This window comes from Vibrio sp. 1F255 (assembly GCF_041439145.1).
Taxonomy (GTDB): domain Bacteria; phylum Pseudomonadota; class Gammaproteobacteria; order Enterobacterales; family Vibrionaceae; genus Vibrio; species Vibrio crassostreae_C.
Genome location: NZ_JBGONQ010000007.1, coordinates 68,413 through 87,095 on the forward strand (window position 1 = coordinate 68,413; position 18,683 = coordinate 87,095).

At 45.9% G+C, this 18,683-nt stretch carries 15 protein-coding genes; 5 read left to right on the forward strand and 10 right to left on the reverse strand.

Annotated features, from left to right (window positions below; all coding sequences use genetic code 11):
• Positions 1-24: 24 nt before the first annotated feature.
• The 3 genes from ACED41_RS06390 to ACED41_RS06400 form a co-directional block, all read right to left on the reverse strand.
• Complete coding sequence (locus ACED41_RS06390; RefSeq protein WP_371724664.1) at positions 25-1,122, reverse strand: alkene reductase; 1,098 nt, start codon at positions 1,120-1,122, stop codon at positions 25-27.
• 14 nt (positions 1,123-1,136) lie between these two features.
• Complete coding sequence (gene gloA / locus ACED41_RS06395; RefSeq protein ID WP_017066787.1) at positions 1,137-1,514, reverse strand: lactoylglutathione lyase; 378 nt, start codon at positions 1,512-1,514, stop codon at positions 1,137-1,139.
• Positions 1,515-1,717: 203 nt separating this feature from the next.
• Positions 1,718-2,653 (reverse strand): LysR family transcriptional regulator, encoded by a 936-nt coding sequence (locus ACED41_RS06400; RefSeq protein WP_229648068.1) that lies wholly within the window; start codon positions 2,651-2,653, stop codon positions 1,718-1,720.
• 773 nt (positions 2,654-3,426) lie between these two features.
• Between ACED41_RS06400 and ACED41_RS06405 the strand changes: the two genes are divergently transcribed.
• The 4 genes from ACED41_RS06405 (at position 3,427) to ACED41_RS06420 (ending at position 7,970) form a co-directional block, all read left to right on the forward strand.
• Positions 3,427-4,038, forward strand: coding sequence for a hypothetical protein (locus ACED41_RS06405; RefSeq protein WP_017065282.1), 612 nt, complete (start codon positions 3,427-3,429; stop codon positions 4,036-4,038).
• Positions 4,038-5,027 carry an HlyD family secretion protein gene (locus ACED41_RS06410; RefSeq protein WP_371724665.1) on the forward strand — a complete coding sequence of 330 codons (990 nt, stop codon included), beginning with the start codon at positions 4,038-4,040 and terminating at the stop codon, positions 5,025-5,027. Before ACED41_RS06405 ends, ACED41_RS06410 begins: the two co-directional genes overlap by 1 nt.
• Positions 5,028-5,313: 286 nt before the next feature.
• Positions 5,314-7,290 (forward strand): alkyl sulfatase dimerization domain-containing protein, encoded by a 1,977-nt coding sequence (locus ACED41_RS06415; protein WP_371724666.1) that lies wholly within the window; start codon positions 5,314-5,316, stop codon positions 7,288-7,290.
• Positions 7,291-7,481: 191 nt separating this feature from the next.
• Complete coding sequence (locus ACED41_RS06420) at positions 7,482-7,970, forward strand: hypothetical protein (protein WP_371724667.1); 489 nt, start codon at positions 7,482-7,484, stop codon at positions 7,968-7,970.
• Between the two features lie 77 nt (positions 7,971-8,047).
• Here ACED41_RS06420 and cyoE read toward each other — a convergent pair whose 3' ends face one another.
• The 7 genes from cyoE to ACED41_RS06455 all read right to left on the reverse strand — a co-directional run bounded on the left by cyoE (position 8,048) and on the right by ACED41_RS06455 (position 17,847).
• A complete protein-coding gene (gene cyoE, locus ACED41_RS06425) occupies positions 8,048-8,920 on the reverse strand; it encodes a heme o synthase (RefSeq protein ID WP_171311262.1) in 873 nt (290 codons plus the stop codon).
• Between the two features lie 7 nt (positions 8,921-8,927).
• On the reverse strand, positions 8,928-9,239 hold the full coding sequence (gene cyoD / locus ACED41_RS06430) for a cytochrome o ubiquinol oxidase subunit IV (protein ID WP_004736302.1): 312 nt from the start codon (positions 9,237-9,239) through the stop codon (positions 8,928-8,930).
• A complete protein-coding gene (gene cyoC, locus ACED41_RS06435) occupies positions 9,239-9,856 on the reverse strand; it encodes a cytochrome o ubiquinol oxidase subunit III (RefSeq protein ID WP_371724668.1) in 618 nt (205 codons plus the stop codon). The genes cyoD and cyoC overlap by 1 nt, the downstream gene beginning before the upstream one ends.
• The gene (cyoB, locus tag ACED41_RS06440) at positions 9,846-11,939 is read right to left on the reverse strand and encodes a cytochrome o ubiquinol oxidase subunit I (protein WP_371724669.1); all 2,094 of its coding nucleotides are present in this window, start codon (positions 11,937-11,939) and stop codon (positions 9,846-9,848) included. The genes cyoC and cyoB overlap by 11 nt, the downstream gene beginning before the upstream one ends.
• Positions 11,940-11,944: 5 nt before the next feature.
• A complete protein-coding gene (gene cyoA, locus ACED41_RS06445; protein ID WP_371724670.1) occupies positions 11,945-12,841 on the reverse strand; it encodes a ubiquinol oxidase subunit II in 897 nt (298 codons plus the stop codon).
• A 765-nt stretch (positions 12,842-13,606) separates the two neighbouring features.
• On the reverse strand, positions 13,607-16,717 hold the full coding sequence (locus tag ACED41_RS06450; protein ID WP_371724671.1) for an efflux RND transporter permease subunit: 3,111 nt from the start codon (positions 16,715-16,717) through the stop codon (positions 13,607-13,609).
• 8 nt (positions 16,718-16,725) lie between these two features.
• On the reverse strand, positions 16,726-17,847 hold the full coding sequence (locus ACED41_RS06455; protein WP_371724672.1) for an efflux RND transporter periplasmic adaptor subunit: 1,122 nt from the start codon (positions 17,845-17,847) through the stop codon (positions 16,726-16,728).
• A 204-nt stretch (positions 17,848-18,051) separates the two neighbouring features.
• Here ACED41_RS06455 and ACED41_RS06460 point away from each other — a divergent pair, with 204 nt between their 5' ends.
• The gene (locus ACED41_RS06460; protein WP_371724673.1) at positions 18,052-18,666 is read left to right on the forward strand and encodes a TetR/AcrR family transcriptional regulator; all 615 of its coding nucleotides are present in this window, start codon (positions 18,052-18,054) and stop codon (positions 18,664-18,666) included.
• Positions 18,667-18,683: the final 17 nt, after the last annotated feature.

The window sequence follows — 18,683 nt, forward strand, 5'->3', positions numbered from 1 at the left end:
ATACTCTGCTTCAGGCAGCTGTTTTTAGCCTGCGTATTCTGGGTAATCCGTTAAACCTTTTTCAGCACCACCGAACAATGTGTTTGGATCGTGCGCTGCAAGTGGGTAACCATTTTGAATACGAGCTGGTAAATCTGGGTTCGCAACGAATGGACGACCAAAACCAACCATGTCAGTTACGCCTTCAGCAACGGCTTTTTCGCCACGCTCGCTATCGTATTTACCCGCATAAATAAGGACACCCTCGTAGGCTTCACGAACTGCTGCTTTAAATGCTTTTGGCGTTTCAGGTGCATCGTCCCAATCAACTTCTGCAATGTGTAGGTAAACAATTTTGTATAGGTTAAGTAGTGCTGCCGCCGCTGTGTAAGTCTCTACTGGTGTAGCGTCAACCGTACCATTCAACGATGTGAACGGAGCAAGGCGTACACCAACACGGTCAGCACCAATCGCTTCAACCATAGCTTCAACCACTTCGCCTAGGAAACGTAAACGGTTTTCAATTGAACCACCGTATTCGTCAGTGCGGTTGTTTGCTTCAGAATCGATGAATTGGTTGATTAAGTAACCATTCGCTGCGTGAAGTTCGATACCATCAAAGCCTGCTTCAACCGCATTCAAAGCCGCTTGGCGATACTGTTCAACCACCTCTTTGATGTCTTGTTTCGTCATTTCACGAGGTTCAACCACATCAACAAAGCCCGGTTCATCAGTACCGTTATCGATGAATACCTTTACGTTTTGTGCTTTAAGTGCAGAAGACGAGATTGGCTGTTCACCACCAATGTTGTCTGGGTGTGTTACACGGCCTACATGCCAAAGTTGAGCGATGATAACGCCCTCTTTTTCATGTACGGCATCAGTCACTTTTTTCCAACCAGCGATCTGCTCATCAGAATAGATACCCGGAGTCCAAGCATAGCCTTGACCCATAGGTGAAATTTGTGTGCCTTCAGCAATAATCAAACCTGCAGAAGCACGCTGAGCGTAGTAAGCCGCCATCATATCGTTTGCTGAATTACCAGGTTGCGTTGCGCGAGAACGCGTCATCGGTGGCATAACAATACGGTTTTTAAGCTCGATATTACCAAGTTGAATTGGTTGAAATAGTGCGTTTGTCATTGTTATATCCTCGATTAACCTAGTTGAATCAGTTCGATTTGGTAGCCGTCTGGGTCAGTAATAAAAGCGATATGAGTTGAGCCGCCTTTCACTGGACCCGCTTCGCGAGTGACGTTGCCACCTAGCGATTTGATTTTGTCACATGCTGCGTAAATATCTTCTACACCCAATGCCAGATGACCAAACGCGCTGCCCATCTCGTACTCATTCGTATCCCAGTTGTACGTTAGCTCGATAGTCGTGCCGCCTTGCTCATAGCCAACAAAAACCAATGTGTAGCGGTACTCTTTGTTTTCGTGGCGTTCAAGTTCCTTCATTCCCAATACCTTGGTGTAGAACTCGATAGACTTGTCTAAATCAGTAACTCGGATCATTGTGTGTAGGAATTTCATATTTCGCCCTTTTTAGCCCAGCAACCTGAGCCGATATAATCGTGAGTGGAGGTTACCCACTCCTTTGTTAGGGTTAATATACGAGCTGACAGCAAATAAATGAAATTATCATAAATTCTCATTGTGATAATTTTCTATTATAACTCACTTAATACAAGTGATTTGTTAAGAAGATATTTGGCAAACAAAAGATAGGGCGACGATCAGAAAGCGGAGCGCCAACTGTTTAGTGATTTAGACATGTCATTAGTCGTATTGATGATCTGCTCTCTGAACCACTTATGTGCCGGATCGGTGTTCTGTTTTTTCAACCAAATGAGGTAATGAGAGATAGGCTGATAATCGAAAGGCGGTTTGAACAACTGTAACCCAAGACGTTCCTGATACTGGATCGCCATAGAAAGCGGCACAACAGTGATGTAATCAGTCTGGCTACACAGCATTAGGTTACTGGCCATAGAGCTGCCGTGAATTACAATTTTACGCGAGGATAAGTCTAACGAAGTGTAGTGAGTCAAACTTCTTACTTGGCGACGTGTTCTGGCTAAAACCGCATGTTGCTCACTGAGATATTGCGCCTCGGTGATCTCACCTTTGATCCTAGGGTGCCCATTTCGGCAAACAATCACAAACTCACTGTCGTAGAGCTTTTCGCTCATCATGCTTGAATGCTCAGGCAACACAATGTCGATCATCAAATCAAACTTCTGAGTTAATAGATCCTCATGGACTTGATCATCACTATCTGGTTGGTCATACACCTCAAGAGATAAGCCTTGGTTAGATAACTGAGAAAATCGATCGAGCAACATCCACTTTAAATGTTCGGGAACCGAAGCCACAAACCTGCGCTCTGTACTCGCTTCATCAAACCCAGCCATACCTTGAAACACGCCGTTGAGCTCGTGTATTGGCGCTTTGATTTGCTCATACAAGCTTTGCGAGTAAGCAGTAGGCACAACCCCTCGCCCACTGCGCACAAACAACTCTTGGCCAATTTCATTTTTCAGTCGGCCGAGCGCAGTGCTGATCGTCGATTGATTGGTATTCAAATGATCGGCAGCCTTACTCAAACTGCCCTGCTCCATCACCGCTGAAAACACAGCCAATAAGTTAAAATTCGGAATGTCATTACTCATGATTCAGTGCTCATTTGGCGATAGATTTAATTATCTTATCGTAAAAGCGATAGAATGAAACAACGGATGCTCATTGAGAAAACAAAACTGAGAAGGAAGCATCATATGGTAAAGAGCAAAAATGTCAGAACAACTCACTCTTTCGAATAGCTGCCACATTCGCCAGATTGGAATCTAAATCTCTTCGCTGTGCCAGTAACGCTTAATCCACCCAAACTCACCCTAGACTGGTCGGAGTATTCAATATTTCCGTCCTGCCTTATTGATACTTTTATAGCCACTTCTATGATCCAGGCTAATTAAATAGACATATTTTATAAGCCGAGTTTGAGCCTGTTCAAATAAACCCACCTCACGTTTAAGCAACCACTCAATTCATCGTAATTACGATAATTCAATATCGCAATAATGCGTAGATAGCACCAGTTACACTTCCTATTATTTCGCCAACAAATCAATTCTTAACCTAAACAGAAAACCTAAAAATGTGTAGATGATGGTGTTGCACACATCACGGAAGACAGCCTTAAAACCCAATGCAGCAAACGAACCTATCAATGGTAGACGTTACTTAAGAATGATTTCGCCAGGTGTTTTTAACACTCTATTCGCGAGAATGCGTTGTCTACGTGGTCAAAGCGATTTTTAATTGTCATCTAGTACTTTTGACTCAGTAGGTCTATACGGTTACGTGAGTTCAACACCTCTTTCAGATGTCTTCTAAAAGTCTTGTACCAAGGCTGCACTTTCTCTCTCCTTATTTAGGTTGAGATATGAACTTTATAAAAATCGTTTTCCAGAAAATCTGGGCCGTTGTGATGGTCTTGATTAAATTCTGCCTGTTTATGGCAGTGATGTTTGCGGGAGCATGGGCTCTTGCACCATTAGGCACAATCCATTCTAAAGACATCGACATGTCTCAATTCAACAATCATCCCAATGAAATGATGATGAACTTCTTCCAGATGGAGTCCTTCTCTGGTTACTTGTTCTCAGTGACCATTGCTGTGGTTTTAGCCGGTGTTTACGGCATGTGGCAGTTGCATGAACTGGGTGTGCATAAAGCAAAAGAGCACAAAAGCGCTCACGTTCAAATCGTGTTTGCACTGTCACTTTGCGGACTCTTCATCAGCAAAACATTCTGGGTTATCGCCTTGGTTATCGCATTGGCGAACTGGAAACATATTGGTCAATCACTGAGTGATGTGATTCGCCGTGGTGTTCAGCCTAAACAAGACGCGACCAATACAGAGACAGCCGCAGTCCACGTATCACCTGAACAACCGGTAACAGAGCCGTCTTCAGTAGAGCAATCTTCAAAAGAACAGGCTTCAGAAGAAAAGACTCCAACAACACCATCCGCTACAGAAAAAGAGGTCGCATAATGAAAGAGATGATGATTCCATACATCCTAATTGTATGGTCACTGTTTGCGACAGGCGCACTTAAGAAGAACTTCAAGAACTACACATGGGCTGCCATTGGCGGCGTAACGATTCTTGCGGTATTAGCGGTTATCTCTCGCTTGTGGGCACCCGTTGATCTAACCAACTCAACCACAGTGAAAGCACCACACGCGGTGATGTCACCGATCTTTGGCCAGCAGATCGACCAAGTGCTTGTTGAACACAACCAAATGGTTAAAGAAGGCGACGTAATTTACACACTCGTCGACATTAACTCAGCCGCAGACAAAGCAAAGATCGAATCTTCAATTGTTCAGAAAGAAGAAGAGATCAAGCAAATGAATCGCGACTTAGAGCGTGCTGAAACGTCACCTGAAATTTTCAATATGCGTGACGTAGAAAAGTACGACTCTGATCTTCGAGTGCTGCATGCTGAACTGGTGTCGTTAAAAGCCGATTTACAAAAAGTAAATTGGGCGCAAGAGAAAAAGACCATTAGAGCTGAGTTTGATGGTCAGGTATCGATAGTGAATATTGCTGAAGGTTCTGTCATGGGTAACATGCACCTCTACAACACCAGCAAAAAGTTTCTTGAGATGCGTATTTCAGACCAAACTTATGGCTATGTTCAAGTAGGAGACTTCGCTGAGTTCTTCGTTGATGCATACCCAGGCCACGTGTTCCGAGCAAAAGTACACAGCTTTAATGCCGGTACCGGTGAGTCGAGTATTTCTCCACTTCAGGGGCCACAAAGCGTCGGTCAACACGTGGTAAGAAACGGCAATGGTTTAGGTCGTACTATCGTACTTGAGATCATTGAACCAGAAGGTTACAACATCCCTATTGGTTCAACTGGCGCGGCTTGGATCTCAGCTGAGAAGCCACATCCGTTCTGGGGCTTCATCGATGTAATCGGCGCAGCAACGGTTCGCCTACAATCTTACAAGTCTTACTTAGGTGCTTGGTAAGTACTCAGATTCTCGGTAAGTACTCAGATTCTCGGTAAACACTTATATAACAGCCATTAATTCCAAATTAAATGCCCTGAATGTCAGGGCATTTTTGTATCTGTCACAAGCTCATCTGGCTAATTGATTTAGATCAAATAAAAATCGTTAATACAATCATTAATAAAATAAAACATCGTAATAACGATAGGTTGAAATCCTATTAGCGCGTAGATAGCGCCCCCTCTCCTGTCTATTATTTGGCTCAAGAAATCCAATTCCTGTATCCAAATATAAGGTCACTATCATGACTAACACATTCAAAAAAATGGCACTTCCAGTTGCAATCGCAAGTGCACTATTTGCTTCTGGTTTTGCATCTGCAACGCCAACTGTAGAAGCGACATCGAAAGTCGGCCAAGAACTTCAGACGGCAAATGCTGCGCAATACCAAAACATTGATCTTGATGCTCGCTACAAGAGCGAGGTTCTATTCGAACACAAATCAAACATGTTCTGGGGAAAAGGCGAACGTATTCAAGTTGTTTCTAAAACAGGCGATTCTCTAGCTTACACTGCTGAGTCTGACCATGTTCACCCAATCCTCACCAAGCATGGTCGTAAAATGGACCAAGCAATCATCAAAGTAGATGACAACGTATATCTTGGTTACGGTTTCGGTCTAGATACACCCGTCATGATTGAAGGTACGGACGGCATCATCATTGTTGATCCAGGCGAGTCGGTAGAAATGGCTCAATCGGTTAAAGAACAGTTCCGTCAAATCACCGACAAGCCGGTTAAAGCAATCATTTATTCTCACAACCACATCGACCACATCTCTGGTGTGCGTGCGTGGGTGACTGGCGAAGAAGTGGCATCAGGTGAAGTAAAAATCATCGCTGAAGAAGGCCTAACCGCTGCAGTGGCTAACTGGTCTTCAAACCTAGGTACTCTATTTGGTCACCGTACTTCTTACACAGGAGCTAAGCACGTAGAAGAAGGCGAGCACGGCACAGTAAACGACGGCCTTGGTCCGCGCTTCATGCAAGGTGCTATCTCGTTCATCGAACCAAACCTGCTTGTACCAAGCCAAAGCCACATCGAAATCGAAATTTCTGGCGTGAAAATGCACATCGAGAACGTGCCATCTGAAACTAAAGATGAGTTAGTGGTTTACTTCCCAGACCAGAAAATCCTGCACGCGGCTGAAGTACTTCAAGGTGAGAACTTCCCTAACCTTCACACCATCCGTGGTACTAAATTCCGTGACCCATCAATGTGGTTCAAGGGCATCGACGTAATGCGTAAGTTCGACACTGAGATCATGATTAACTCTCACGGTCGTCCTATTGAAGGCAAAGAAGCGGTATCTGACGTACTAACGGCTTACCGTGATGCGATTCAATACACTCATGATCAAACTATCCGTTACATGAACAAAGGTATGACGCCAGACGAGCTAGTTGAAGTAGTTAAACTTCCTAAGCACCTTGCAGAACACCCTTGGTTAGGTGAACACTACGGTACTGTTGCACACGCCGTGCGTCAGATTTACGTAGGTTACAACGGTTTCTTCGAAGCGGATCCATGGCAGCTAGAGCCAATGGCTTACGAGCAACGCGCTAAAGCATTCGTAGAGATCATGGGCGGTCGTGACAACATCCTTACTACTGCACAAGCAGCAATTAAGGCTGAGAACTACACATTTGCAGCAGAAATTCTTTCTTACCCAATCACGGTAAACAAGCAAGATATGGAAGCTCGTGAGATGAAAGCACAAGCTTACAAAGCATGGGCTGCAGACCAAGTGAACATCAACTGGCGTAACTGGGCGCTCAACGCGGCGGCTGAACTAGAGAACAAACGTGACTTCTCTAACATGATCAGCTTCGCTTCTGTTGACGTTCTTACTGCACTACCAAGCAAGCAGATCTTCGACATGATGACTTCAACGCTTATCGCAGAAAACTCGTTAGACGTGAACATGATGCTAACGTACAACTTCTCTGATACGAACGAAGCATTCACTATCGAAATTCGCAACGGTATTGCTCAGTTACACGAAGAAGCAGTGAAAGGCGCAGACATTCAAATCGACACCACTCGTGCAGTATTGAACCAAATCTTGATTGCAGGTCCAAACGCTCAACAAGTGATTGGTACCAACCTACAGTCTGGTGCATTCACGTTCTCGAATGGCGACATCAAAGGCTTCGGTCAATTCATGAGCTACTTCGATAAGGCAATGACTCCAGAAGAGATCATGCTCATCGTTCGCTAATAGCGAGCTCGAACGGTCGCTCTTCGACGATAGCGTATTAGTAAACAATCAATAACACACTATCAACCGATGCACTGACCGCTTCACATGGACGACAAACAAATACAGGGACCCTTTGTGGTCCCTTTTTATCGTCAGGTTCGGCTGCTGCCGTCAGATTCTTAACCCTGTTATAGGTCTCGATAACCATTATGTTAAAACGATTTGCTCTGATTCTTTCACTCACCTCTTCACTCACGTTTGCCTGCGGTCTTCACCAAGAAACCGGATTTAGCTTAGTGACAGAGCCCGGTTCACTAGAAGTATTTGGCAACATCATTACAGCCAGACAAGACGATGAATTCAACAACCTCAATAAGCCGGATCACTTTCGACTCTTTGCCATCAAGGCCGCGCTTGCGAAACCCCACCCAAGCAAAATTGAGTTCAACCTATTCGAAGCAATCAAAGGTCATTACAGCCAAGTGAAACTTGAGAAGGGTGTCGATGTGTCAGGTAGAGACACTTTGCCTACTGAAGAAGATCTACTGTTAATTACTGAATTAGATGTGTTCGATGCGCTAGCAACTGGCACCATATCTTGGGATCACGCGACACTAAATAGCTTAGTGATCATCAATGGCCCACAAGATAAACGAGAGCAGCTTGAAGATTGGCTTAGTGATATTTTTGAAGGGTAATAGCTTAAAGCGGGACAGATAAAAAGTCGTCAAACCCTCGGACTTCAGAACATTGAGGGTTCAACGACAAACTTAAATCAAAAAAGCGTAGGCAACGGAACCAACTCCAGCCCCAGTACACCACTGATGCTCATCACCACCAGCAGAGAGACCTTGAAGACCGTCTTTGACCACTGGATGTAGTTAAGGCAATCGACTTTGCGGAATGTCACTTTGGTCCACATAAAACAGACTGCCGCCGACACCGCTAGGTATTCATAACCTGCTTCCCCAAGTAGGAACAGCGCCAATGATACTGCGCCAAACGCCACAACATACGCTTTCATGTGTTGATGTGCTTTGTCGACGCCCTCTTTCACCGGTAACACTGGAATGCCTGCATCTCGATAATCTTGAAGGCGGAACATCGCGATCGCGTACGAGTGTGGCATTTGCCATAAACAGAACATCGCGAACAACAAAACCGCTTCCAAACTAATGTAATTAGTCACCGCCAAGTAACCCACTAACGGCGGAACGGCTCCCGAAATACTGCCGACTAAAGTGCCGTAAACCGATGTACGCTTGTACCACATGGTGTAGAAAAAGACGTAAAACACATAGCCAAGCAACACCATGACCGCAGAGATCGGATTAGCGAACTGAAACAGCAGCGCTGTGCCTGCTAGCAGTAAAACCAAGGCATAGACGAACGCTACATCTGTATTGATGTTGCCCTGAACCAATTCTCGATTTTGTGTGCGCTTCATCTTTTGGTCGATGTCTCGATCAAAGATGTTGTTCACAACACAACCTGATGCAATCACAAGTCCCACTCCCGCTAATGTTGTCAGTAACAACATCGCACTGGCTGGTTCTGTTTTTGCGGCGAGGAAGAACCCCGCCGCAACAGAAATCAGGTTGCCGAAAATGATGCCCGGTTTGGTGATAGACAGATATCTTTTCAGCATACCTAGCCTACAACTTCATGTTGACGTTCATGTTGTAGATGATCCATACCGAGCCAGCGATAAGAATCAATACAACAATGGCGGTAAACATCAGTGACACCAAGTTCCAACGCCCATCGGAAGATTTCGCTTCCATATGTAGAAAGTACTTAAAGTGCACAAAGATTTGCACCAGCGCGCAGCCGAACAAGATCACGTACGTTTCTGTGCTTGGTAACACATGCGCCCACACGATGTAGAACGGAATAATGGTGAGAATCAGTGACGCTATAAAGCCTTTCACATAATCCGTTGCACCACTGTCTAGATGCTGTTCCATTACATCACCCCCATTAAGTACACGATGGTAAATACGCAAATCCAAACGATATCAAGGAAGTGCCAAAACAAGCTCAAGCACTGGAAGCGCATCGACATGTTGTCGTTCAAACCTTTGGTTGAAAGCTGGTGATAAGCCACCGCCATCCAAATCAGACCAAACGTTACGTGCAAACCGTGTGTGCCAACCAAGGTAAAGAACGCAGAAAGGAACGCACTTTCTTGAGGGCCATACCCTTCTGCAATCAAGTGATGAAACTCATACACTTCCATACAGATAAAGGCTAAACCCAATACGAAAGTGACTTTTATCCATCGCTTCAGTCCCGTAACGTCTTTGCGCTTCATTGCAATCATGCCAAAGCCAAAGGTGATACTACTGAACAACAGCATCATGGTTTCGACAAACACGAACGGCAGTTCAAAGATGTCTTTGCCTGTAGGCCCTGCGATTGATCCACTCTCAAGCACGGCATAAGTCGCGAAAAGCGTGGCAAACAGGACACAGTCACTCATCAAGTAAACCCAGAAGCCAAACAACTTATTGCCCGCAGCTTCGTGGTGATGATCATGCGAGTGTGCAAGACCATAAGTGTGTGACGGAGTATTAGCTTGCATACGTCGTCTCCAAGTCATCTTTATTGTCGTTGTTATCACTGTCAGCATCACTGTCACCGTCAGCACTGTTACCACGACCAGAATGGTCGCCTTTCACTGACTGTTTCTTCGCTTCTTCAAGCTGTGCACGTCGAGCCGCTTCAATCGCTTTGATCTCTTCAACTTCCACGTAGTAGTCCACATCGTCGTTGTAGCTGTGTTGAATACACGTCACCACGATGCCCACTAAGCTTGCTGCTGCTAACCACCAGATGTACCAGATCATCGCGAAGCCAAATGCCAACGCCCATGCAGAAACATAGATACCTGTCGGTGTATTCTTCGGCATGTGAATACGTTCGTATTCTTCTTCCTGAGTTGGGTCAAACTCGCCACTTTGCTTTTGGTACCAGAACGCATCTAGTTCATCGCCCTTAGGCAGTTTTGCAAAGTTGTAGAACGGCGGTGGTGAAGACGTTGCCCATTCGAATGTACGTCCACCCCATGGGTCACCGGTTAGATCTCGGTTTTGGTCGCGGTCACGAACACTCACGTAAATCTGAACGAACTGACACACCACACCCATCGCAATCACGCCCGTACCTGCAGCCGCAACCGCCAATAGTGGGAAGAACTCAGGGTTAATGTCTTGGCTCAAACGACGCGTCATGCCCATAAAGCCCAGAGCGTAAAGCGGCAAGAACGCCATCAAGAAACCGATGATCCAGCAGTAGAATGCGCGTTTGCCCCAAAGCTCGTTCAGAGTGAAACCAGTCGCTTTCGGGAACCAGTAACCAATCGCAGCAAAACAACCGAACACAACACCACCGATGATCACGTTGTGGAAGTGAGCAATCAGGAATACTGAGTTATGCAGAATGAAATCTGCGCCCGGTACTGCCATTAATACGCCCGTCATACCACCAACAGTGAAGGTGATAAGGAAGCCAACTGTCCACAACATAGGTGTTGTGAAACGGATACGACCTTTGTACATGGTGAACAGCCAGTTGAAGATCTTAACCCCGGTCGGGATAGAGATAATCATGGTTGCGATGCCAAAGAAGGCATTCACATTGGCGCCTGAACCCATGGTAAAGAAGTGATGCAGCCAAACCACAAACGCTAAAATAGTGATAGCCACCGTCGCCCATACCAGTGAGGTATAACCAAACAGTTTTTTGCGAGAGAAGGTTGCAGTCACTTCAGAGAACACACCGAAGATAGGCAAGATTAGGATGTACACCTCAGGGTGTCCCCATGCCCAAATCAGGTTCACATACATCATCACGTTGCCACCAAGGTCGTTGGTGAAGAAGTGCGTGCCGATGTATCTATCCAACGTCAGAAGCGCGATGGTTACCGTTAGGATTGGGAAAGAGATGATGATCAGGATGTTGGCACACAGAGATGCCCAAGTGAATACTGGCATCTTCATCATTGGCATAGACGGAGTACGCATGCGCAAAATGGTCGCAAAGAAGTTCACACCCGTTAGCGTAGTACCCACACCGGATATTTGCAGCGCCCATATCCAATAATCGACACCCACCCCCGGGCTTGCCTCAATACCGGAAAGCGGCGGATACGCCAACCAACCCGTGCGGCCAAACTCACCTAAGCCCAGTGACATGTTGGTTAGGATAATACCCACCACAAACAGCCAGAAGCTCAGGTTATTCAGATAAGGAAATGCAACATCACGAGCACCGATTTGCAACGGCACGATGATGTTCATCAAACCGATAACCAAAGGCATCGCTACGAAGAAAATCATGATCACGCCGTGAGCCGTGAAGATCTGGTCGTAGTGATGTGGCGGCAAATAGCCCGTTTCACCGGCTGCAGAAAGCAATTGCTGGCTACGCATCATGACCGCATCAGCAAAGCCACGAACTAACATCACCATCGCTACAGCAATGTACATGAAGCCCAATTTTTTGTGGTCTACAGACGTAAACCATTCATTCCAAAGGTATTGCCACTTACCGGCTTTGGTTACCGCGTACACCACTAAGCTGCCCACTAAAGCGATCATGGTTAACGTGACCAAAATAATGGGTTCGTGGTAGGGAATTGAGTCTAGAGTTAATCTTCCAAACATGACGATTATCCTTGGGTTTCCGGCAAACAGTTCATTGAACCAGGGTGCTGGGTCACGACATCGGTGAATAAAAATGGTGGGATACTGGAGAACAGAGTGACGGGTTCAGCCACACTTGGCGCAGCCAATGAACGGAACTGCTCCCAATCTTCAATACGATCAGGACTTGCTTTCACTTTCTCCACCCAGTTTAGAAATGCCACTTGATCAGGCAGAGCTGATGCGGTGAATTTCATCTGTGAGAACCCTTTGCCACTGTAGTTCGATGCAAAGCCTTTGAAGTCACCTTCGTGGTTTGCAATCAAATTCAACTTGGTCACCATTCCCGGCATCGCGTAGATCTGCGAACCAAGACGCGGGATAAAGAATGCGTTCATGATGTTGTCTGAAGTCAGCTTAAACGTCACCGGAACATCTTTCGGGAACGCAACATAGTTAACCGTCGCAATGTTTTGATCCGGATAGATGAACAGCCATTTCCAGTCCAGAGAGACCACTTCGATCACCATAGGCTTAACGTCACTCACCAGAGGCTTTGATGGCTCTAATTCGTGTGTTGTTCGCCAAGTGATGGTGGCTAGAATCGCGATGATGATGATTGGAATCGTCCATACCACCACTTCAATCTTGGTTGAGTGTGCCCAGTCAGGTGCATACTCTTCCGTGGTATTGCTCTCGCGGTATCGGTAAGCAAAGTAGATGGTCATCAGAATCACTGGGATGACGACAATCAACATCAGCAACAGAGCCGTGATAATCAGCTCTTTTTCCTGAACGCCAACGCTACCTTTTGGGTCGAGCAATGCGGAGTTACATCCTTCGAGCATCAGAACGGTTCCCAGCAAACCAATCTTCGACAAATTTGTCCTCGATAAAATGCGTTTATATCTTGAAGCTTCCATTAACTTTCTCGATGGTTATCCAGCCTCAGAACGAACGTCTGAGTACTGGTTGTCATGATCATTAGAATATTTATGTGTTGAGCATGTGAAACGCCGCATCTCAAAAAGCAATGCAATAAGGTTCGTTACTGCTGGGTTAAAACCACACAGAAAACATGACTTAATTGTTACACTTTGAAATACATTGTTACATTTGGCGCATTATGAAGAGTTGAAATTGAAAGCTCACCAAACAAACTTGGAAACTAACCTTCCATTTATGAAGACGAAAACTAAGAAGCAATAAGCGATTAAGACACACATCAATAGCGTGCTACACAGATGGAGCCAGTACTGACAAGGGATTTAGAAAAAGTAGATAAACACTCGCTCACCACCAAAGCTTGGGGCAAGTTCAAGGTACATTAGAAAGAGCGAATAAATAGAAGTGTGACGCCCGTCAAAATTGTAAATTCACATACCATTTACAAGGTATTCACTGGTTAGATTATTCAAAACCCACACCCATTCACCAAAAAGATAATCAAGCATTCATCGATGCACTAATGTGACGAATTGAAAGAATATAATGACTAACAGAAAGGATAATTTGACTAATTGAGGGCGTAATAGCGGTGAAAAGCACAACAAAAAGGTAGGAATTGGGATGAATTTATCGAGAATAACAACACCATAATCGAGCCTGATACGGCTCGATTATGGGCAATTAAAGAGTAGCTAAATTGAAGAGTAGTTAAATTAAAGATGCGTTAAATTGAAAAACAGTTATGCAGCTTGAGTACCGATGGTTTTTCGCTGATTTTTAGTCATTAAATGATAAACCACCGGCACAAAGTAAAACGAAATAAGCGTGGTTAATACGGTACCGCCAACAATCGCGACCGCGAACGGAGGCCAGAAACCACCACCAGCAATGATCAGTGGCATAAAGCCACCAACGGTTGTGATTGTGGTTGAACTGATATGTCGAGTACACGACATAACAGCATCAACGACTGCATCAACGACTGCATCAACACTCCCAGAGGAAGCCTCCTTGTCTAGCTTCAATTCAGTCAGAATCACGATGGCCGCGTTGATCGCCAAACCTGCAATGCCGAGCATGGCGATGATCACCGTAAAGCCAAACGGATAACCGAAAACCCACACCGACAACAACCCTAACCCACCAGCCAATCCTGCTACCATGAAGATGATGCTGCTCATTCGGAATGAGTTGAACGACATCACCACCACCAACACCATCAATACGACAACGACTGCGACATTCGAGATCAGGCTATTGACTGAATTATCTCGTTCAGCGGATTCACCACCAAAACCAATCGTGTAGCCTGATGGCATCTGATAGCTTGCTAGGCGTTTTTGGAATTCATTGAGCACGGTTTGAGGCAAGACACCCGCTTCAATGTAGCCCTCAATAGTATTCACACGTTGCCCATTTCGGCGGGTTATCGCGCCGCGACTGGTCGTCAATTCAAGTTCAGCCAGTGTCGATACGTTAATACCTGTCGAGTAGACATCTGAACTGATTGGTAAACGGATATTGCTTAAATGCGCTAAGTTCTCACGCGCCTCATCCGCCACACGAACACGGATTGGTACCGACTCACTGCCTTCAATCACAGAGCCACTTTCACGACCTGTCAGAGTAGTTTGCAGCATACCTGCGAACTGGTTCAATGAAATACCATTCAGCTTTGCGGTGTCTTCATCAACCTTCAACCACACCTTCGGAGTACCTGGTTGCAGGGTTTCCCTTGTGTGCGTCACATGAGGAACACCCGCCAAAATCAATCGCACATCCTCACCAATCGCTTTCAACGTATCGAGGTTTTCACCATACACTCGCAGTTCAACGGGCGCGGTAAATGGAGGCCCTTGGTTAAGCTTACGTACCAAGATTTGTGCTTCCGGCACCTCTTCATCCAACACCTTTTGCAACTGTGGAATTAGCGTATTGGCTTGGTCAAAGTTCTCTGTTTTCACCATGGCTTGCGAGAAGTACGGCGCATTATTTTGCCTTGCTTGCAGGTTGTAATAGAAGGATGGGAAGTTTGCACCCACGAGCCAATCGATACGCTCCACTTCAGGGTAACGATGAATGATATCGTCGATTTTTTCAGAAGTATTTTTAGTGGCGTAAATGCTCGCTTGAGGTGGCATATACACCTGAATCTCAAACATGTCTCGGTCTGATGGCGGGAAGAATTGCTCAGTCAACTGAGACATACTCCAGTAACCGGTAAACGGTACCAATAACACCAAAGCAATCGTGATGATTGGATGCGTGACGCCAAAGCGAACAGAAGACGAAAACCAACGCGTCAAAGCAGGAATTCTCAAACCCGTCATGTACCAATGGTGCTGCCCTTTCTTATCGACATCACTGAGTTGTTTCGGCAATAGCTTGGTCGCTAAGCCTGCGATTAAGGTGTGCGAGATGATGTAAGAGCCGATCAATGAGAAAGAAACGGTAATCGCAATACCACCGACGAACTCACCCGATGCACCCGGCATCAAGATAATCGGGGCAAACGCCAACACGGTAGTTAAAGTTGAGCCTAATAACGGCACCCATAAATGCTTCAATGCATTCATGGTCGCTTCTGCTCGTTGTTGCCCTTTCAAACGATAAGCTTGAATGGTATCGACCATCACCACCGCGTTATCAACCATGATCCCGAGCGCCACAATTAGGCCTGTCACCGACATTTGGTTAATCGGCACACCGGTCATTTTCATGATCGACAATGTAAGCAGTGACGTTAACGGCAAAGAAATCGCCACTAAGATCGCGGCGCGCACACCCAAGGTGACAAACAGTACGATCAAAATCAGACCAAAACCGATCATCAGGCTTTTACCCAAATCGTCCAAGCGAGTTTCGGTATAGCCTTGTTGATTGAAAAGCACGTTGACCTGAATATTACTCGGCAGCTCTTGCTCAAATCGACTGATGAGCGCATTAGCTCGCGACGTCCAGTTATCAACTCGCAGATCAGGGTGCATTCTTGCCGCGACAATCACACCCGGCTCACCATCAACAATAGCAATCTGGTCTTGTGGGGTTTTCTCACCACGTTTCACCGAAGCAATGTCTTCCATACGGATGATGTGACCTTTGCTATCAGTGGCTATTGGCACTTGCTTAATGCGTTCAATGGAATCCAGTTCAGATTTAATTTCTAAGCCAAAGCGAGAATAAGCACTGACCAGTTCACCCGCCGAGTTCTTGGCGTCTGCCCCTTCGAGCGATTCAGCGATATTGGCGCTTGAACGCCCTAGAGCAGCGGCATCGGCCGTACGTAAACTGATTTGAATCTCTTCTTGCGGCATCCCGTATTCATCAACGAATTCAGTACCCGACAAAGTTCTTAGTCGCTTGGCGAGCTCTTTGGCATAACGGCCCAGCGTTAACCTATCAGGCTCGCCTGCACCAGACCAAGTTAGAGATGCGATAGTTGTGAAAGCATAGGTATGGTCGCTATCGAGATCGGGAGATTGAGCACCCGCAGGCAAAATGGATTCGATGTCAGATAGCTTGTCGCGAGCTTGGGACCAGACGGGTTCTGGCTCGGTAATGGTGTCATTAAGTTCTAGCGTGACAATCGATACGCTCGGCCTAGAGGTTGAACTCACCAATTTAACTTCACTCAGCTCACGCAGCTTGTTCTCGATTACCTCAGTAACCAAGGTTTCAACACGCTCGGCACTGGCGCCGGGGAAGCTGGTTGTGATGTTCGCGTAACGGTTGATGATTACTGGGTCTTCTGCACGTGGCAACGTCATGAACGCCGAAATACCACTCACCATCAGCAGCGCGGTCATCAAGATAAGCAGTCGAGTGTTGGAAATAGTCTCTATTATTTTCATACTATTACCTACTCAGCCGCACTGACTGGTTTCACGATTTGGCCCGGAACTAAGCGATGTAAACCACTGGCGATGACCTGTTCACCGTCTTCAATCGCCCCACTCACATACGCTTGTTGATTGTTGGCAAACAACACCTGAACACTTCTACGTTCAACTTTGTTGTCTTCACCAATCACAAAGATGTTCCACACACCGCGCAATCCATCAATCAAACCCGTTAATGGCACCCAGTAACCTGAGTCATCAATCTGCTCATCAAATTTAAGGTAGGCAAGTTGCCCTTCCAATACCGATGATTGTTCAGGGAATAGGTAACGCAAACCGACACTGCGAGATTGGGTGTCGACCATTGCGCCGGGATTCAATAGCTCCACGGCATAATCTGTTCTCCCAACTCGGATGTTAGGCGAAGAAAGTGAGGTGACTTTTTGCATTTGGTGAGCAGGAATACCGATGAAGGCCTCTTTGCCCTCAGAAGCGAGCAGTGTAAGAGTTGGATTACCCACATTCACCACATCTCCGAGCGAAACAAAGCGCGTCGCGATGGTTCCAGAATAAGGCGCAAGCACTGTCGACTTCACCAATTTCAGTTCATTGCCTTTTACCGATGCATCGATGCGCAACAAGTTCGCCTGCAATACGCGTTGCTCACTGGTGAGAGAATCAATCTCCGCTTCGGCACTGAAGCCTTTCGCTTTCAATGAACGTTGACGTTTAAGGTTCGCTGCCACCAAACTCAATTGAGCTTTGACTTCTTCAGCCTGCGCTTTCAGTTGGCTAGACTCGGTTTCCAAAAGTTGGGTATCCAGTCTGATCAACGGCTGACCCGTTGTGACTGTGTCACCGACATCCACCAGAATCTCATTGACCTTACCCGCCAATTCAAAACCCAAATTCGCCTGCTGCCCCGCCTTTACCACACCGACATATTCACGTTGTACTGCATACGCTGGAGAGCGTTCCAAAGCGACAGTTTCTACTGTTAAGACTGTCGACGCTGCACTATTCGATTCCACTGCAGCATTATCTGCATCGGATGCTGTCTCGGCTTGTGTATTTTCACCACACCCGACAAGAAGAGTCGACAACGCCACTGCTACTGCACTTCCCTTCATCAATTTATACATACTCACTGTTCCTATGCAGTACTCAATCATGTTCTTTTTTTAGACTAACCAAACCAAACTAGACTGTCTAGTTTGATTATGTTAAAAATAAGTTTCATCGTTAATGATTGATAAAACCATCACAAAAAGCATAATGCTTAGCGCAGAACGAAATGCATTGAACTGAGCAAAGCCAAGTACCAAGCAAGTAACGAGAAACAGCACGTGACAAAAATCATCAAGAGTGAACAGAAGAGATCGCAGATCCTAACCGCAGCAAGCCAGCTTTTCTCTGAGTATGGCTTCAAGATCAATATGGATCAGATAGCAAAAGCAGCGAACGTTTCAAAGCAAACGGTCTACTCTCACTTTAAAAACAAAGACGAACTTTTCGAAACCTGCATGCAAACCAAGTGTGCGGAACGCGAACTCAGCCCTGCAGCCTTTGATATGGATGCTGCGGTGGGTGATGAGTTGGTGAAATTTGGTGTGAAGTTTCAGGATTTATTACTTGATGAACAATCTAGACAAACCTTTCAAAATGCCATTAGCCAATCGAATACGCATCCAGAGATCGCCTCTATCTATTTAGAAACTGGGCCTCAGAAAACCACCAAGTTACTTGCTGATTATTTGCAGTCGAAAATAGACTCTGGTGATCTCACACTGTCGACATCAAGCTCGCCAGTCATTGCAGCAAGCCAACTGTTGCTGATGTTTCACGGCAAATCGGCGTATTGGTCATTCTTCGGTCACGATAGCGGAGAATCCGAAGAAGAAAGGCTTCACTACACTCGCGAATGTGTCGCGCTATTCTTGAACGGCAACCAGCCTCGTTAATTGTAGCTCTATCTTTG